15 protein-coding genes are annotated in these 16,479 nt (G+C 71.0%); 10 read left to right on the forward strand and 5 right to left on the reverse strand.

Translation table 11 applies throughout. From position 1 onward, the window contains the following. Window positions 1-74 precede the first annotated feature (74 nt). Genes AB0C33_RS01335 through eccCa form a run of 3 tightly spaced genes read right to left on the reverse strand, consistent with a single transcriptional unit; the run spans window position 75 to window position 5,415 of the window. Window positions 75-1,145: a transglycosylase SLT domain-containing protein gene (locus AB0C33_RS01335; protein WP_358282482.1), complete on the reverse strand. Its 1,071-nt coding sequence runs from the start codon at window positions 1,143-1,145 to the stop codon at window positions 75-77. Beyond that, window positions 1,142-1,426, reverse strand: coding sequence for a hypothetical protein (locus tag AB0C33_RS01340; protein WP_358282484.1), 285 nt, complete (start codon window positions 1,424-1,426; stop codon window positions 1,142-1,144). Before AB0C33_RS01340 ends, AB0C33_RS01335 begins: the two co-directional genes overlap by 4 nt. Next, window positions 1,426-5,415 carry a type VII secretion protein EccCa gene (eccCa, locus tag AB0C33_RS01345; protein WP_358282486.1) on the reverse strand — a complete coding sequence of 1,330 codons (3,990 nt, stop codon included), beginning with the start codon at window positions 5,413-5,415 and terminating at the stop codon, window positions 1,426-1,428. The genes AB0C33_RS01340 and eccCa overlap by 1 nt, the downstream gene beginning before the upstream one ends. A 183-nt stretch (window positions 5,416-5,598) precedes the next feature. Here eccCa and eccD point away from each other — a divergent pair, with 183 nt between their 5' ends. The 8 genes from eccD to AB0C33_RS01385 all read left to right on the forward strand — a co-directional run bounded on the left by eccD (window position 5,599) and on the right by AB0C33_RS01385 (window position 11,881). Continuing rightward, complete coding sequence (eccD, locus tag AB0C33_RS01350; RefSeq protein ID WP_358282488.1) at window positions 5,599-6,954, forward strand: type VII secretion integral membrane protein EccD; 1,356 nt, start codon at window positions 5,599-5,601, stop codon at window positions 6,952-6,954. Window positions 6,955-7,028: 74 nt separating this feature from the next. Continuing rightward, a complete protein-coding gene (locus tag AB0C33_RS01355) occupies window positions 7,029-7,481 on the forward strand; it encodes a YbaB/EbfC family nucleoid-associated protein (protein WP_358282490.1) in 453 nt (150 codons plus the stop codon). A 126-nt stretch (window positions 7,482-7,607) separates the two neighbouring features. Beyond that, window positions 7,608-7,934, forward strand: coding sequence for a WXG100 family type VII secretion target (locus AB0C33_RS01360; RefSeq protein ID WP_358282492.1), 327 nt, complete (start codon window positions 7,608-7,610; stop codon window positions 7,932-7,934). A gap of 13 nt (window positions 7,935-7,947) precedes the next feature. Next, the gene (locus AB0C33_RS01365; RefSeq protein WP_357994585.1) at window positions 7,948-8,262 is read left to right on the forward strand and encodes a WXG100 family type VII secretion target; all 315 of its coding nucleotides are present in this window, start codon (window positions 7,948-7,950) and stop codon (window positions 8,260-8,262) included. A 52-nt stretch (window positions 8,263-8,314) separates the two neighbouring features. After that, on the forward strand, window positions 8,315-8,719 hold the full coding sequence (locus tag AB0C33_RS01370; RefSeq protein ID WP_352361899.1) for a hypothetical protein: 405 nt from the start codon (window positions 8,315-8,317) through the stop codon (window positions 8,717-8,719). Window positions 8,720-8,725: 6 nt separating this feature from the next. Next, entirely contained in the window at window positions 8,726-10,132 is a 1,407-nt protein-coding gene (locus AB0C33_RS01375; protein WP_358282494.1) for a hypothetical protein, read from the forward strand. A gap of 10 nt (window positions 10,133-10,142) precedes the next feature. Beyond that, the gene (locus AB0C33_RS01380; RefSeq protein WP_358282496.1) at window positions 10,143-10,601 is read left to right on the forward strand and encodes a hypothetical protein; all 459 of its coding nucleotides are present in this window, start codon (window positions 10,143-10,145) and stop codon (window positions 10,599-10,601) included. A 5-nt stretch (window positions 10,602-10,606) separates the two neighbouring features. Continuing rightward, window positions 10,607-11,881 carry a hypothetical protein gene (locus AB0C33_RS01385; RefSeq protein ID WP_358282498.1) on the forward strand — a complete coding sequence of 425 codons (1,275 nt, stop codon included), beginning with the start codon at window positions 10,607-10,609 and terminating at the stop codon, window positions 11,879-11,881. A gap of 181 nt (window positions 11,882-12,062) precedes the next feature. On the opposite strand, the gene AB0C33_RS01390 is transcribed toward AB0C33_RS01385, so the two are convergent. Beyond that, window positions 12,063-12,986 (reverse strand): M23 family metallopeptidase, encoded by a 924-nt coding sequence (locus tag AB0C33_RS01390; protein WP_358282500.1) that lies wholly within the window; start codon window positions 12,984-12,986, stop codon window positions 12,063-12,065. A 130-nt stretch (window positions 12,987-13,116) separates the two neighbouring features. Between AB0C33_RS01390 and AB0C33_RS01395 the strand changes: the two genes are divergently transcribed. Both AB0C33_RS01395 and AB0C33_RS01400 read left to right on the forward strand, forming a co-directional pair. Further along, window positions 13,117-14,181, forward strand: a complete 1,065-nt coding sequence (locus AB0C33_RS01395) for a hypothetical protein (protein ID WP_358282502.1) — start codon at window positions 13,117-13,119, stop codon at window positions 14,179-14,181. 13 nt (window positions 14,182-14,194) lie between these two features. Continuing rightward, window positions 14,195-14,953 carry a hypothetical protein gene (locus AB0C33_RS01400; protein WP_358282504.1) on the forward strand — a complete coding sequence of 253 codons (759 nt, stop codon included), beginning with the start codon at window positions 14,195-14,197 and terminating at the stop codon, window positions 14,951-14,953. A 75-nt stretch (window positions 14,954-15,028) separates the two neighbouring features. Here the strand turns inward: AB0C33_RS01400 and eccB are convergent, their stop codons facing one another. Then, complete coding sequence (eccB, locus tag AB0C33_RS01405) at window positions 15,029-16,435, reverse strand: type VII secretion protein EccB (protein ID WP_358282506.1); 1,407 nt, start codon at window positions 16,433-16,435, stop codon at window positions 15,029-15,031. Window positions 16,436-16,479: the final 44 nt, after the last annotated feature.

The following is a 16,479-nucleotide window of genomic DNA, read 5'->3' on the forward strand; positions in this document are numbered from 1 at the left end:
TGACCTGCCGGACGCCTCATGGATCCGAAGCCTCCGGCGGCCGGGAGACCCGAACTCCGCACAGGCGCCAGGTCTCAGTATCCGCGGTAGCCGGACCCGGTCTTCATGCCGACGACCCCCGGCACCGCGGACACACTGCCGTAGCGCTCGATCGAGTAGCGCACGCCCGCGATGATGTTGTCCACCGGGTTGTAGATGTCCCGGTGGCCGTCCAGGGCGTGGGCGTTGAAGGTCGGGTCGATCGTCTGCATGAGCCCCTTGGAGGGGTGCCCGGCGGCGGCGTTGGAGTCCCACAGGTTGATCGCGTGCGGGTTCCCGCCGGACTCGTGCTGGATGATCATCCAGATGTCGTCGACGTTCATCTTCCCGACCGGGTAGCCGTGCTCCTTGAGGATGGCGACGGCCTCCTCGATCCACTGCTTCACCTTGCCCGTGGGCGCCGGTCCGCCGCCCGCGGGAGGGGGCGGGCCGCTGGAGCCGTAGCCGCCGATGATGGGGCTGCCGCCGGTGCCCGAATAGGGCGAGGTATAGCTCTGGGTACGCCGCCAGTCGAACCGGTGCCCGGCGTCCGGCACGAACTCCTGGTCGCCGGCCGCCTTGATCTTGGCGAAGGTCGTCGTGCGCTCGCCCAGCGCCGTGCCGATGGCGTTCTTGGCGTCGGTGACGGCGTCCTTGGCGTCCTTGACCGGTTTCCTGGCGTTCTCGGTCTCCTCGCGGACCAGGCGGCCGATCTCGGCGTCCAGGTCCTCCTGCTTGGCGTCGGGGTTGGCCGTCCGGTGGTTCTGGACGCGGGTGAGCAGGCGGTCGCAGATGCCGTCCACCTGCCGCTGGGAGCTCTCCAGCACGCCGGCGGCGGCGTCGAGCGCGTCGGCGCAGGAGTTGAGCGCGTCGTGCAGGCCCTGCCCGGCCCTGCCGTAGTCCCCCATGTAACGGACGAACGCGTCCGCCGAGTCGCCCTCCCAGGCCAGGTCCACGGTGGTGACGGCGCTGCCGAGCTGGCCGGAGTCGGCGAGCACCTTGCCCGCGGCCGTGCGCCAGCGCTTGGCGATGCCGCGGATCGCGCCCGGGTCGCCGCTCACCTGCCCGGCCAGCGCGGCCAGCGTGGGGCCGCCGGGCAGGGCGTTGATCGCCTCCGGTGCGCTCATGCCGGGGAGTTCGCCTTCCGCACGTTGCTCTCCACCAGGTCCAGGGCCCGTTCGACGCTCTGGACGAGGCTCTTGGCCTTGCCGAACTCGCGGTCGGCGACGCTCTCCACCTGGTCCACGGCGGTCGCGAGGGCCGCGGAGTCGGCCAGCTTGCCGAAGATCGAGGAGTCGGCGGCGCCGGCGGGGAAGCTCTCCGCCAGGTCGCCGAACTTGCCCGCCACGGTCTTGGCCGCGATGCGGCAGTCGTCCAGGGCCTCGAAGTGGATGTCCAGTCCTGCCATCACTCCTCCTCCGCCGGCGGCCAGAACGCCGTCTGCGCCAGCCGCGAGCCGAACCTTCTGTCCACCACGAAGCCGCGTCCCGGAGGCTGCGGCTGGGCGCGTACGTTGCCGAACAGGAAGCCCTCGTCCCTGCTGCCGGACAGGATCACCGCGGGGCTGGCCATGTCCTTGATGCGCTGGATCACCGGGTCGAACATGGCCCGGCCCAGGCCGCCCATGGCCCGCGACATGATCAGGTGCAGTCCGATGTCACGGGCCTGCGGCAGCAGCTCGACCAGCGGCAGCAGCGGGTTGTTGGACGTGGCCACCAGGTCGTAGTCGTCGACCACGATGTACAGGTCGGAGCCCTTCCACCAGTCGCGGGCGCGCAGCTGCTCGGGCGTGAGGTTGGCCGGCGGCAGGCGCTTGAGCAGGGCGTTGCGGGCGTCGTTGACCAGTTCGAGCGCGGCGGCGCTGGAGGCGGCGTAGCCGATGCGGTTCTCGCTGACCGCCGTGTCCAGCAGCGACCGGCGGTAGTCGATCACGATCATCATGGCCTCGCGCGGCGTGTGCCGGGCGACGACGTTCTCGGCGATCACCTTGAGCATGTTGGACTTGCCGCTCTCGGTGTCGCCGACCACGACGAAGTGCGGGTCGGCGTCGAAGTCGATCAGCACGGGCGCGAGCGCGGCCTCGTCCACGCCGATCGCGATCCGGGATTTGCCGGTCTCCTCCACGCCCGGCAGCGACGCGGCGGGCAGCACCGACGGCAGCAGCCTGACCTGCTTGGCGGGCGGGCCCTGCCAGGAGTCCCCGATCGCCTGCACCAGGCCCTGGAGGCCGGCGGCCAGGTCGTCGGAGTCCTGCACGCCGTCGATCCTGGGCAGCGCGCCGAGGAAGTGCAGGCCGTCCTTGGTCAGGCCGCGTCCGGGCACGCCTTCCGGCACGGCCAGCGACTTCTTCCTGTTGATCTCGGACTCGTACGCGTCGCCGAGCTTGAGCTCCACCCGCGTGCCGAACAGGTCCCGGATGCCGGGCCGGAACTCCGACCACTTGCCGGTGGCCGCCACCACGTGGATGCCGTAGCCGAGGCCGCGCGCCGCCAGGTCGGTGATGACCGGCTCCAGGGCCTCGAAATCCTGCCGGATCGTCAGCCAGCCGTCCACGACGAGGAAGATGTCGCCCCAGCCGTCGCCCTGGAGCGAGCCGTCGGCGACCCGCCTGCGGTAGGTGCTCATGGAGTCGACGCCGTTCTCGGTGAACTCCCGCTCCCGGTCGCGCAGGATCGAGGCGATCTCGGCCACCGTGCGGCGCACCCGGTCGGCGTCCAGCCTGGAGGCCACGCCGCCGACGTGCGGCAGCCCCTCCAGCGAGGCCAGCGCGCCGCCGCCGAAGTCCAGGCAGTAGAACTGCACCTCGCGGGGGGTGTGCGTGAGCGCCATGCTGGTGATCAGCGTGCGCAGCACCGTGCTCTTGCCGCTCTGCGGGCCGCCGGCCACGCCCACGTGCCCGGCCGCGCCGGACAGGTCCAGCCAGTACGGGTCCCGCCGCTGTTCGAACGGCCGGTCGATGATCCCCACCACGGCCTGCAACCGCCCGCGGCCGGTCCACCCGGCCGTGGACAGCCCCAGCTCGGGCGTGACCGACAGCGGGGGCAGCAGGTGCGCCAGCGTGGGCGGCTCGGCCAGCGGCGGCAGCCAAATGCGGTGCGCGGGCGGCCCCTGGCCCACCAGGCGGCCGACGACGATGTCCAGGAGGCTCTGCTGCGCCTTGTTGCTCTCCTCCTGCGCGGCGGGGTCCTCGGGCGGCTCCTCGACCATCGGGACGGGCACGAAGTCGGGGCCGTACTCGACGATCTCCCGGACCGTCACCGAGCCGTCGGTGGTGGCGACGTGCCGCGGGTCGACCTGGTGGGGACCGGACACGTACGCGGCCTTGAACCGGGTCATGCCGGACGTGTCGAACTTCAGGTACCCGTTGCCCGGCGCGGACGGCAGCTCGTAGGCGTCGGCCACCCCCAGCACGACCCGGCTCTCCATGGCCGAGAACGTGCGCAGACCGATCCGGTACGAAAGGTGCGTGTCGAGCCCGCGCAGCCGTCCCTCCTCCAGCCGCTGCGAGGCCAGCAGCAGGTGCACGCCGAGCGAGCGCCCGAGCCGGCCGATCATCACGAACAGGTCGATGAACTCCGGCTTGGCCGTCAGCAGCTCGCTGAACTCGTCCAGGATGACGAACAGCGTGGGCAGCGGACGCAGGTTGGCGCCCTGCTCGCGGGCCCTCTCGTAGTCGCGCAGGGAGGCGTAGTTGCCGGCCGCGCGCAGCAGCTCCTGGCGGCGCACCATCTCGCCGTGCAGGGCGTCGTGCATGCGGTCCACGAGCGGCAGCTCGTCCTCCAGGTTCGTGATGACCGCGGAGACGTGGGAGAGGCCGTCCAGGCCGAGGAAGGTCGCGCCGCCCTTGAAGTCCACGAGCACGAAGTTGAGGATCTCCGAGGAGTGCGTGACCGCCAGGCCGAGCACCAGCGTGCGCAGCAGCTCGCTCTTGCCCGAGCCGGTCGCGCCGATGACCAGGCCGTGCGGGCCCATGCCGCCCTGGGCGGACTCCTTGATGTCCAGCTCGACCAGCCGGCCGTCGGCGCCGAGGCCGATCGGCACCCGCAGCCGGTTCCGGCCGGCGCGGGGCCGCCAGGTCACCGACGGCTCCAGCCGGGTCGGGTCGCCGACGCCGAGCAGCTCGGTCAGCGTCGTGTTCACCGCCAGCACGTCCTGGGCGTCGCCGCCCTTGGCCGAGGAGGCGCGCAGCGGCGCGAGCTGGCGCGCCAGCCCCTCGGCGCGCAGGTAGTCCAGCGCGTCGGGGTCGCCGAGCCGGTTGGTGTTCTCGCGGCCCGCGTGGTCCAGCTTGACCATGTGGAAGCCGGCGGCGTCGATGCGCAGCCGCAGCGTGCTGCGCTCCTCGACGGTCCCGGCCGAGTTCGACAGGTCGATCACGGTGACGCCGTCGATGGCGTCCGCGCCGAGCTGGGAGTCCTGCGGCACGTGCCCGCCGTCCAGGATGAGCACGTGGTACGGCAGCGCGTCCGGCGAGGCGCCCGGCTTGAAGCGGGCCCGCTCCTTCAGCTCCGCGCCCACCAGGCGGTCGAGCTGGGCCAGGTTCTCGGCCATGAGCCTGACCTGGCCGGCGCCGTCGGTCTCCTCCGGGTGCAGCGCGTGCGGCAGCCACTTGACCCAGTCCCAGTGGCTCATCCACTCCTTGCTCGCGCACACCATGATCCGCATGTCGTCGGGGGAGTGGAAGACGGCCATCTGCGCGATCATGGCCCGGACCAGGTCGCGGACCAGGGCGGGGTCGCCGTCCAGCTTGATGCGGGAGAAGGAGTGCAGCGCGACGGCGACCGGGAGGCGTTCGACGGTCGAGTGGGTGCGGATGAAGCGGCGCAGCGCGCCGGCCGACAGGGCGTCCAGGTCCTCGACCGGCTTGGAGTCCGGCGGGATGAGCTGGACGGCCAGCTTCTGGATGCCGGTGCCGAGGCGTACGGTGCTGAAGTCCTCGTCGCGGGGGCGGCGCTCCCACAGGCGCGGGCCCATCGCGGTCCACCACAGGGTGTCGGGGGCCGGGCCGCTCCACTCCAGGGCCTCGCGCTGCTGGATGGCCGCCTTGCGCACCTTCTTGCGGATCTGCGCCAGGTAGCGGAAGTAGTCGCGGCGGGCGCCGTTGAGCCGGGCCTTGCGCTCGCCGGCCTGGCGGCCCATCTGGCCGACCGTCATGCCGACCATCGAGAACGCGAACAGGCCGCTGGCGACGTACATGATGGGGTTGGCGTTGGTGCCCCCGGCGGTGAACATCAGGCCCATCGCCGCCGCGCCCGCCACCATCGGCAGGTACGTCAGCACCGCCATCATGCCCTGCGACTGGACCTCTGGGATCTCCGGTGGGGACTCCAGCAGGATCTCACCGCGCGGCGGCTTCGGGCTGGGGCGGCGCTCCGGGCGCCGTACTACGACGATGCTCACCCTTGTGACAGGCCCTTCTGGTGCTCGGAAGAACCTTCTTACCAGATGTGCCTAACGTCCGAGTTGAGGTCTGAGTTAACTCTGTCTCGCTATGTTGTGTTTGTGACATCGCTGGCCGAAATCCCCCCTCCACAGCAGGGCGCGTTGCACCAGGTGCCCGCTCCGCTCCCGCCGCTGTGCCACGTGACGGTGGTAGGGCCGCGCAGGAAGGCCGACCTGGCACTGCCCGCCGACATCCCGCTGCCGCACGTCCTGCCGGGGCTGCTCAGAGCCATGGGCGAGCTGGGCGGCGACATCGCCACCGCGCCCGGCTGGACGCTTCAGCGGCTCGGCGGCCCGCCCTTCGACCTGGGACAGAGCCTCGGCGCGCTGGGCGTGCTGGACGGCGAGATCCTCTACCTGCGCCCGCGCGCGGTGTCGCTGCCGCCGACCAGGTTCGACGACGTCGCCGACGTGGTCGCCACCGGCGTGCGCGAGGGCAAGGGCAAGTGGTCACCCGACCTGACCCGCGGGCTCGGCGGCGGGGCGGCCTGCGGGCTGCTCGTCGCCGGCGCCGTGGCGCTGGCCTTCGGCGGCCTGACCCCCATGGTGACCGCGATCGTGGCCGCGGCGCTCGCGCTGCTGATCGTCGGCGTGGGGATGGCCATCTCGCGCGCGGTCGGCGACTCCGGCTCCGGCGCGCTGATCGGGTACGCCGCCCTCCCGTACGCGTTCCTGGCCGGGCTGCTGGCCCCGGCGGCGGGCGGCGGGCTGATGACCGTCGGCTCGCCGCAACTGCTCGGGGCCCTGGCCTGCACCGCGCTGGTGGCCACGCTCGGCGGCACCGCGATCGCGGACGGCGTGCCGGGCTTCCTCGGCACGGCCATCGCCTCGATGACCGGCGCGGTCTGCGCGGCCGTCGTCATGGTGACGGGGGCGTCACCCGCGGGCGTGGCGGCCGTGGGCGCGGCCGTCGTGATGGCGCTCAGCCCGCTGGTGCCCGTGTTGTCGTTCCGGCTGGCCCGCGTGCCGCTGCCGGTGATGCCCACCAACGCCGAGGAACTGCGCGGCGACAACCAGCGGCTCGACAGCGCCTCGGTGCTGGAGCGCACCGGCGCGGCGCGGCGGTACGCCACCGGCATGGTCGTGGGCGTCGCGCTGGTCGGGGCCGGGGCGCACGCGCTGTTCGTCGCGGACGGCCGGTGGATCTCGGTGGCGATGTCCGTGGTGCTGGCGTTCACGCAGATCATGCGGGCCCGGGTGTTCCAGGGCGTCGGGCAGCGGCTCTGGCTGCTGCTGGTCGGGCTGGCCGCGCTCGGCGCGGTGGCCGTGTCCGTCGGGGTCGGCGTGGGCGGCGTGGCCTCGGTGGCCGTGGTGCTCGGGCTGCTGTGGGCGGCCATGGTGGTCGTCGGCATGGGCGTGTGGCTGCCCGGCGGCAGGCCCTCGCCGTTCTGGGGGAGGGCCGCCGACATCCTCGAATGGGCGCTGATCGTCGCGCTGGTGCCGCTGGCGCTCGGGGTGCTGGAGGTCTACGCCTGGGTACGCGGCCTGGCCGGTTAGCCGGCTCGTCCCCGAAGTGAACATCACGAAGCCCTGATTGTGGTTAACTCGCACCGATGTGCCCTATGGGAGGGATGGTGTCGGTGACGGATTTCGGGGACTTCGGCAACATCGACATGGACCGGCTCCTGAACAGCATGGACGAGCAGCTGAGCAAGTCCGAGGAGCTGCAGAAGGCCATGTCCGCCCTGGTGGGCAGGGGAGAGGACGAAGGGCACTTGGTCGTCGTCGAGTACGCCCAGGAGGGCCTGCGCACCCTGGACATCCACCCGAAGGCGATGCGGCTGAGCGCGGCCGAGCTGTCGGAGCGGATCAAGGAGGCCATCGCGGCGGCGACCGCCGACCTGCAACGCCAGGCCGACGAGCTGCTGACCGAGATCTTCGGCGTGCACGGCAACCCGATGCGCATGCTGGAGAACCCCGACCGGGCGCTGCGCGAGGTCCGCAAGGCCGAGGCCAGCTACGAGCGGGCGTTTGAGGACGTAATGGGAGAACTCGACAGAATCCGCCGCGAACTGGACCTGTGATTGACCAGGGCGTTTGCTGACATGTCGAGAAGTTGTTACATCTTGGCCATTGGGTCTGCTGTTACTCATGGGCAGTTTGGTGCTTATATGGTTTAGCGACCGAAATGATCGTTACGGAGGTGACGAGTGTCCGAATTCTTTGGGGCAAGCCCGAGCCAGATCAAGGTGGCCTCTGGCCACGTGGTGGACACCGCCCAGTACATCGAGGGTCTGAGGACGGCGGTGGAGACGACAGCCAACGGTCTTCTCGCGACCGGCTGGCTCGGCCCGGCGGCGGCCCGGTTCAAGAACGCCATGACCAACTGGGACAACTCCATGCGGAACGTACGGACCGACCTGGAGGGGATCGCCGACAAGATGGGCGTCAACGCGGTCGTCTACTCCGCGGCCGACCAGGACGTCCAGGCCGGTATGGGCCGCGTCGAGTCCCTGATCAACGTCGACATCAAGTAGGAGGGGGACCGCGGTGTCCGCTGAGCTCGACTTCACCAAAGTCAACTTTGGGCACATGGAGCTCGCCCAGGGCGACTTCATCAAGATCCTCGGCTCCTTCGAGAAGGCCACCGACGACCTGATGGCCCGGCTGAAGAACGACCTGGCCGGCCATTGGGAGGGCCCGGACGGCGCCGAGACGTTCTTCCGGCAGCACGAGCAGAAGTGGCAGGCCGCGGCCGCCCAGATGCGCGGGCAGCTGGACGAGCTGCAGAAGGCCGTCCAGATCGCGAACGAGAACTACCGCGCGGCCGAGAACCGCAACAAGTCCATCTGGTACGACGGCTGACGTCTTCTGCTCGGCCACCCGCGCGGTGGCCGAGCCTGGTGATGGGAGGATCATGGCCGGGCTCGAACCCGAACCGTGGCCGGGGCTCGACGACACCGACGCCGAGCTCTACTACAACGTGGGCAAGATGCGGGCCATCGCCGACGACCTGGAGATCGCCCTGGCGCTCACGCAGGGCGCCGGCGGCAACAGGGACGGCGTCACCGGCTCGGTCGAGACCCTCACGAGGTACTTCGCGCTGGGCGAGGAGCACATCGGGCGGTGGCCGGCGGCCAGCGCCCTGGCGCACAGCGTGGGCAGCACCGGCGCGGACCCCGGCGGCCAGGTGTCGATGGAGGGCCGCGGAGCGCTGCTGACCGCCCTGTACCAGGACTACGTCGAGTGCTGCCAGAAACTGGTCAAGGCCATCAGGGACAGCGCCGACAGTTACGCCAAGACGAACCCGGGCCGAGAGTGAGCAGCGTTGGCTGAGCGCAAGGTCGACATCCGTGACAATTCCCGGCGGCCGAAGAGCGAGCCGGTCACCGCGTCGCGGGAGCAGATCGAGGGATGGCTCAAGGCCACCTCCGCCATGGAGGTGCACGACCGGGGCCTGTCCTACAAGCAGGTGGCCAAGGTCGTCCGCGGGGTGGCCGACGCGCTGCCGCAGATCGGCAAGGATCTGTCCGGCGCCTGGCGGTCGGACACCTCCGCCCAGGCGCAGCGGGCGCTCCAGCTGCTCCACGCCTCCGGGCGCGAGATCGCCGAGGCCATGGACAAGATGTCCGAGGCGCTGATCCTGTACGGGCGCGACTACCTGCCCAAGGCGATCGAGGAGGTCGAGGCCGCCAAGAACCAGAAGACGGCGGTCCCGGCGCCCTCGCCGGGCGCGCCGCCGAAGCCGCCGTCCGCGACGCCGTCGCCGTCGTATACGCCGCCGGTGCTCGGGCCCGTGACCTCGCACAACGTGCCGGAGCCCAAGCCGGGGCTCACCAAGTCGCCCACGGAGATGCAGGCCGACGTGGCCCGGCGGGCGCTGGAGAAGCTCAACAACCACATCGTCGACCTGTACGACTTCCGGATCCCGGAGAGCGTCGTCGTCGAGCTGCCCGAGGTGAAGCCCGCCGAGGCGCCGGCTCCCGAACGGGACATGCCGCTCACCGACCACTCGCCGTACGGGAAGGGCTCGTACTGGACCGGCGGCGGCCATGACAGTGGCGGCACGGGCGGCTCGACCGGCTCCGGCACGCACGGCGGCTCCGGGGGATCGGGCGGTTCGGGCGGTTCGGGCGGCGGCGGCACCGGCGGCCACGACGGCGGCACCGGCACCGACCCCCGCCCCGGGGACCAGACCCCCGGCGGCGACAACCCGGGCACCGACCGGCCGGACACCCCCGGGACGGACACCCCCGGCTCCGACCAGCCGGGCGGCCAGGGCACCGGATCAGGGACCGGCGGCTCGGCCACCACCGGCGACGGCACCACGCCTCCCGTGCTCGACAACAACACCACCGGTGACCGCGCCACCCAGTCGCAGGACGTGGACGTCCGCGACCCGCGCGCCACCGAGACCGCCGGTTACCACCCGACCACCACCCCCGGGTACCCCGGCACCCCGAACCAGCCGTTCGTGACCCAGCCCGCCTACCCCTCGCCGTCCGCGGGGACGCCCGCGGTGATCGGCGGCCCGGGGTCGTACGTCCAGGGGAGCGCGCCCGCGGCGGCGGCCAGGACGGGCGCGATGGGCGGCGCCGGCATGCCGTTCATGCCGTTCGGCGGCAGCGGCGGACCGGCCCCCGAGGAGGGACAGGTCGAGACCTCGACCCTCCTGAAGGAGGACAACGACGTGTGGAGCCACCACGAGGGCTCCATCTCACCGGTGATCGGCTAAGGAGGCGGCCATGGCACTCGAACTGGACCCCAACTGGCCCGGTCTCGACGGGGACAAGGACAACTACACCAACCGCACGGAGATCAAGCGCATCGCCGGCGAGCTGAGCGAGCTGCTCAAGAAGCTGAAGACACCCACGCTCCCGCCGGTGACGCAGTTCCTGACCGCGCCGGGGCAGAAGGCCCCCGGGCCGAAGCTGCCCGAGGGCGCCGGCTCGCTGCCCGATCTCCAGCGCTACTGCGCGCTCAGCCAGAACCAGATGGGCGAGTGGCCCGCCGCCATGCACTTCGGGCTGGCGGTCAACTCGGCCTACTCCCAGCTGATCGGCGAGCCGGGCTCCACCAGCGGCCTGTACGCCGCCATGGTCGGGCAGGGCGACAGCACGGTGGAGGCGCTGCTCGACATCTCCAAGGCCTCCGACGGCGCCGAGCAGGCGACCGAGGAAGCCGCCGCGCGGCGGGAGGCCTGACACCCATGGCCGAGCCCAAGAAGCAGACGTTCAAGCTCGTCTACAACACCGGCCCGGTCGACACCTCCACCCCGGAGGTGTCGTTCATGGGGAGCATGTTCAGCGACACGCTCGAAAAGGTCATGAAGTGGATCGACGACACCGACCCGGAGTCGATCAAGCTCGCCGGCCTCTACTACACGCGGGCCGAGACGCTGCTGAACGGCTTCGCCGGTGAACTGAAGGCCAAGGCGGCCGAGCTGGCCAAGAACTACACGGGCCCGGCCGCCGTCGAGACGCAGAAGCAGCTCCAGACCCTGCACGCCAGCGTGCGCGAGCTGGCCAGGAAGCTCGGCGAGATGGGCCGCCCGGTCCATGCGTACGGCGAGACGCTGAACTGGGCGCAGGCCAACGTGGTCGAGTCGATGGACCACGACTCGCGCACCGACCGCGACGTGGACTGGGCCGGACGGGTGCCCTTCTACCGGCTGTACCGCGGGGACAAGCGGGCCGTCGAGCACCTCAAGAAGGTTAACGAGCGCATCGTCGAGCACTACAAGCAGCTGCCCGTCGAGGTCCAGACCGCGTTGCCGGACCCGAGCGTCCCCGAGCTGCCGGACTTCAACAACGGCGGCGGGGGCGTGCCGGGCGCGCCGGACCTGGACGGCAAGGGCGGGGCGGGCAACATCCCCGTCTCCTCGATCGGTCCGGACGCCGTGCCGGGCGGCCCCGGGTACATCGACGGCAAGGTGCCGGGTGACGGGGGAACGGGCGCCTACCCGGCGGTCCACTATCCCGACGGCTCGGGCACGAACGGCTCCGGCGTGAACGTCGGCGGCGTCCAGGGCTACGACGCCGGGGACAACCCGTACGGCGGGGCCGACTCCTCGGCCCTGAACGGCGCCTCGCTGGGCTCCACGCCGCCGGTTTCGACCGCCGGCCTGCCGTCGGGCACCGGCGACGACACCGCGAACCTGGCCGGGTACGACCCGCCCATGTCGGGAATGCCCAACAGCGCCTTTCCCACGACGACGGGCGGCTCGCCCTACGGCGGCGGCGCGGGATCGGGAGCCGGAGGCGGCTTCGGAGCGGCGGGCGTGGGCGGGGGCGGGGCGGCGGGCGCCGCCATGTACGGCGCCGGCGGCGGCTCCGGGTTCGTCGCTCCCGGCATGATGGGCGGAATGCCCGCTCGTGGCGGCGAGAGCGGCGAGAAGCACGACAGCGAGAACTCGACCTGGCTCGCCGAGGACGACGACGTGTGGGGCGGCCCGGAGGGCACCACGCCGAGCACGCTCACCTGAGGCCGCGCTGCGCGCTCGCCCGGCGCCAGGAGCCGCCGCACCACGCCTGCGGGCCGATCCTCGCGACCGGCCCGCCTCTGGCGCGCGGTCCACTGCCCGCCCGCAAGCCGCTCCCCGTGCGGGGAGCGGCGGTGCGGGGGGCGCCCGGAGGCGCCGCCCCGCTCATGGACGCGCGGTCGCGTCAGCCGCAGTGCTCGAAGGGGCTGTCGTACGCGGTCGAGCCGATCGCGCCGCCCCACTTGACGCAGGTACGCAGGGCCTTGGCCCGGACCGGGCCGGCGTAGTACTGGTAGCTGCCCGCGTCGGTGCTCCTGGCCTTGCCCTTGACCTCCAGGTAGGCCCGCACGGCCGCCTTGCCCGAGCCGCTGTTGCGCAGCGTGGTGACGCAGTTCTGGCCGGTGGAGGCCGAGTACAGCAGGACGACCCGGCCCTGGTTGCCGAGCGGCGCGGAGTCGATCTGCTTGTAGCCCGCGCCGCAGATCTGCTCGGCCGAGTACGGGTTGCCGCCGCCGCCGGTGCTGGGCTTGCCCGGGTCGGCGGGCGCGGGCGTGCCGCCGCCGCCCTGACAGTTGTTCGACTTCAGCGTCTGGTGGCTGTAGCCGAAGGTGGTGCCGTTGAACTTGGCCGCCACGATCTTGCCCGACGACGTGCGCTGCTCGTAGTGCAGGTGGGCGATGATGCCCTTGTACTTGGCCGAGGTGTTGCCCACCTGGCCGATCTGCTGGCCCTGCGCGACGTTCGCGCCCGGGGAGACCGTGCGCTTCTTCATGTGGGCGTACAGCGAGACGCTGCCGTCGGAGTGCCGGATCTTGACCACGTTGCCGAAGCCGTCGGTGGTCCGGTACTCCGACATGATCACCTTGCCGGCTGCCGAGGCCACCACGGTACGGCCCATGTCGGCGTTGCCGTCGCCGTACGAGCCGTTGAAGTCGATCTCGTAGCCACCGGTGTGCGCGCTGCTGTCGTTGCTGTCGCCGGTCCAGGTCTCGCCGCACGGGAACGGAAGCTGGTGGACGACGGCGGCGCTGGCGCCGGCCGCGCTCGTGCCGGTGAGGGGCAGCGCGGCGATGCCACACACGCCCACAATCAGGGTCTTGATCCGCATGTGGGAAAGGCTGCCATCCTGATCAACGGCCAGTCTAGATCATTCGCAAAGTGTTCACGCTAAAAGTTGATATTTGTCGATATCGTAGCCAGGACTGTGCAAAACGCAGTTTTCGGACAGGGAGGGTCAGATGGGCGCAGGGGAGAACTCCGCCGCCAGCCTGGGACTATCCCCGGCGGGCCTCGGCGGGGCCACGATCCGGTTCACCGACAAGAAGATCAGCAAACTGGGCAGCGACATCGCCGACCAGGAACCGGGCATGGGCAAGATCGAGACGAACACGAAGGGGATCAACATCGAATCCCCCGGGTTCGGCGTCGTCGGCCTCGGCCTCTCCTACGCCCACGAGCAGATCAAGAACGGCGCCGGCGACACGGTCGCCATGGCCAGGTCCGTCCTGAAGGACTACAAGACGGCGCTGGAGCAGCTGGAGAAGAACTACGAGAAGGTCGACAAGGACAACGACGGCCTGATCAAGGAGTACGGCGACGGCCCTCCCCCCGGCGGCGGCATCGATCCGTCCAAGCTGGGCGGCGGCCCCGGCGGCGGCCTGCCGCCGATGAACCTGCCCGACGACAAGCTGTCGGACAAGAAGTTCCCCGACGACAAGCTGCAGGACTACAAGCTCCCTGACGACAAGCTGTCGGACAAGAAGTTCCCCGACGACAAGCTGCCGGACGACAAGTTCCCCGACAACAAGCTGCCGGACAACAAGCTCCCGGACAACAAGCTCCCCGACAGCAACCTGCCCGACCCCAACGCCATCAACGCGAACCTGCCCAAGACGCCCTCCATCGAGGATCAGCTCAACCACAACACCGACGTCCCGGACCTCAAGAGCACGCTCCCGGACCCGTCCCAGACCAAGCTGTCCGGTCTGGACCCCAACGCCCTGAACTCCGCCATTCCCAGCACCGGCAACCTGACCGGCCGTCCCATCGATTTCCCCACGTCGGGCGGCTTCGGTGGCTCGTCGGGCTCCGGCGGGACCACCACGGGCGCGGGAGCGGCGGCCGCGGGCGGCCTGCGCGGCGCCGGCGCGGCCGGCATGTCGGGCATGCCGTTCATGCCCATGTCGGGCGGCGCGGCCGGCAACGAGCAGAACCGCGAGCGGGAGAAGCCGGAGTACGTGCGCGGCGACGAGAACGACTGGCTCGACGACATGGACATCGCGCCGCCGGTCCTCGGCGAGTGAGAAGGAAGACGACATGGCATACGAAGAAGACCGCTGGCTGATCCTCGCCGCGGCCGGCGTGGCGACCGCGAACGCCGCGGTGCTCTTCGAGTACCCGCTGGCCAGGAACGTCGCGATCATGGTAGGCGCCCTCGTGTCCAACCCCGGTGCCGTGGCGAAGGCGGCCATGGAGTGGTTGGCGCCCGTCGTCGGCGAGGACGGGTTGGACTTCGAGGCCATCAGCAGCGCGATCGTCAAGCTCGCCGAGGAGGTCGCCAGCAAGGAGTACTGGACGGGGCCGGCCTGGGAGGTGTTCAAGAAGTCCGCGGACGACTTCGCCCAGCAGGTGAAGGCGGCGTCGGCCTACTTCCAGAACGTCTCCAGCGGCATGGACACGATCGCCACGCTCTACCACTATGCGGTCTACGTCGCCTGTCTGGTGGCCGCGATCACGACGGCCCTCGCCGCCGCGAAATGGCTGACCTTCATCGTCCCCATCTTCGTCGCGGTGGTGATGCGGGGGCAGATCAACGGCATCCTGATCGCGCTCGCCCAGATCCTCAGGGGCATCGTCGGCAAGAACGTCAAGTCCGCCGCCATGCTCGCGGGCATCCTGGCCACGGTGAACGGCATGTGCGCCATGATGACCCAGGTCATCGACAAGGGCCGCCCGAACGCCAAATTCGGGCCCAGCGACCTCGAGTACGTCAGCAACGGGGAGGAGAAGCCCGGCACCCTCCAGCGCAAGAACGGCGGCATGCCTGACTTGACGACGGCCAGCGGCCTCATCTGACCCTGACCCCGCACCTCGTCCGGCGGCCCCGGCCCGGCGGCCCCGGCCCGGCGTCCGCCGGGCCGGGGCCGCCGCTCACTGGGCCGTGACCTGCACCGGTGAGCGCGCCGCCGTCGGGTCGAGCGCCGGGCCCTCCGGGATCAGATGGACGAGGTTGTAGGGCACCGGCGTGACGTCCTCGGCGCCGTACCCCAGCTTGTTGATCTGGTCCCCGGTCTGCAGCGGGAACCTCCTGCCCTGGTCGGTGAGCAGGAAGTAGGTCTGCACGAACGCCTTCTGGCCGTCCCCGGGCAGCAGGCCGCCCAGGGCCGCGCCGCCGGCGGGCAGCAGCACCTGGTCGAAGTGCTCCTGGTCGCTCCGGGACGTGGGCACGGGAATGGTCATCGTCGCGCCGACCGTGATCTTCGCCTGCGCTGAGCCGTTCTGCGTGTCGGCGTACACCGCGCACAGCGCTGCCGAGGACGTGACCGTTCTGGGCAGGCTCGTCGGCAGGCCGCCGACCGTGAGGGTCTCGCGGGAGGTCCGGCCGTTCGCGGTGGCGGCGTCGATCTCGAGCGGGACGGCGGCGCGCCTGCCGTACGCGGCCTTGGTCCTCGGGTCGGCGAGCAGCAGCGTCGCCTGGGTGAGGTTGACGGGGGCGAGCCCGTCGGCGAGCAGCACGTACCAGCGGTCGGGAGCCCCGCCCATGCCCTTCACGGTGTAGACCTGACCGACCGCACCCTTGCCGCCCCCGGGGGCGACGGCGCGCCGGCCCAGGCCGGTGATGGGCGGCGGCATGAAGTCGGGGCCGGGAGGGATCGCGTTGATCCAGGTCGAGGGCACTCTTCTGGGATGGGCGTTGAGCGCGCGCACACCCGTCTCGGTCACTTTCATGCGCCGGTCGTTCCAGACCACCCAGCCCTGCTGGCCATCCGTGACGACCAGCGCGTCGCCGCCCACGGGTGTCCCGCCGACGTCCTGTCCGCCCACCAGCGTGACGTACGGCCCCCGCGCCCCGGCGGCCTGCGCCGGCTCGGTCACGCACGCCGACCACGGGCCCTTCACCAGCTTCTCGCGGGCCGGAAGGCTGTCCGGCGCGCCCGCGATGCCCACCAGCGGCCCGCGCGGCAGCGTCGCCAGCGACGCGGCGGAGACGTTGCGCACCTTGAAGTCGGTCGCGTCGAGCAGCAGCAGCGCCGAGACGTAGTTGGCGGTCGGCAGCAGCCGCCCCTGCTCCTGGCTGTAGACGTAGGTGGCGCCCGTCTCCTCCTCGACCAGGAGCTGGCCGGCCTCGGTCAGGTTCGTCGCCCCGCCGGGCTTGAGCAGCCCCCAGATCCCGAACACCGCCGCGATGAGCACGCCCACGAGCACGCCGCAGAACATCGCCACGTTGTGCCGCCGCATGGGCGTCTCCGGCACATCGGGCTCAGCCTGCAGCAACGCCATGCCCAGGCGCTGCTGCATCAGCCGATGAGCCTGGTAGAGGTCCTTCCGGGTCTGCATCTCACCTCTCCCGTATCGCAGGGATCAGCATAGAACGCTCTTGT

It is taken from the genome of Nonomuraea sp. NPDC048881, from assembly GCF_040649795.1.
Lineage (GTDB): Bacteria > Actinomycetota > Actinomycetes > Streptosporangiales > Streptosporangiaceae > Nonomuraea.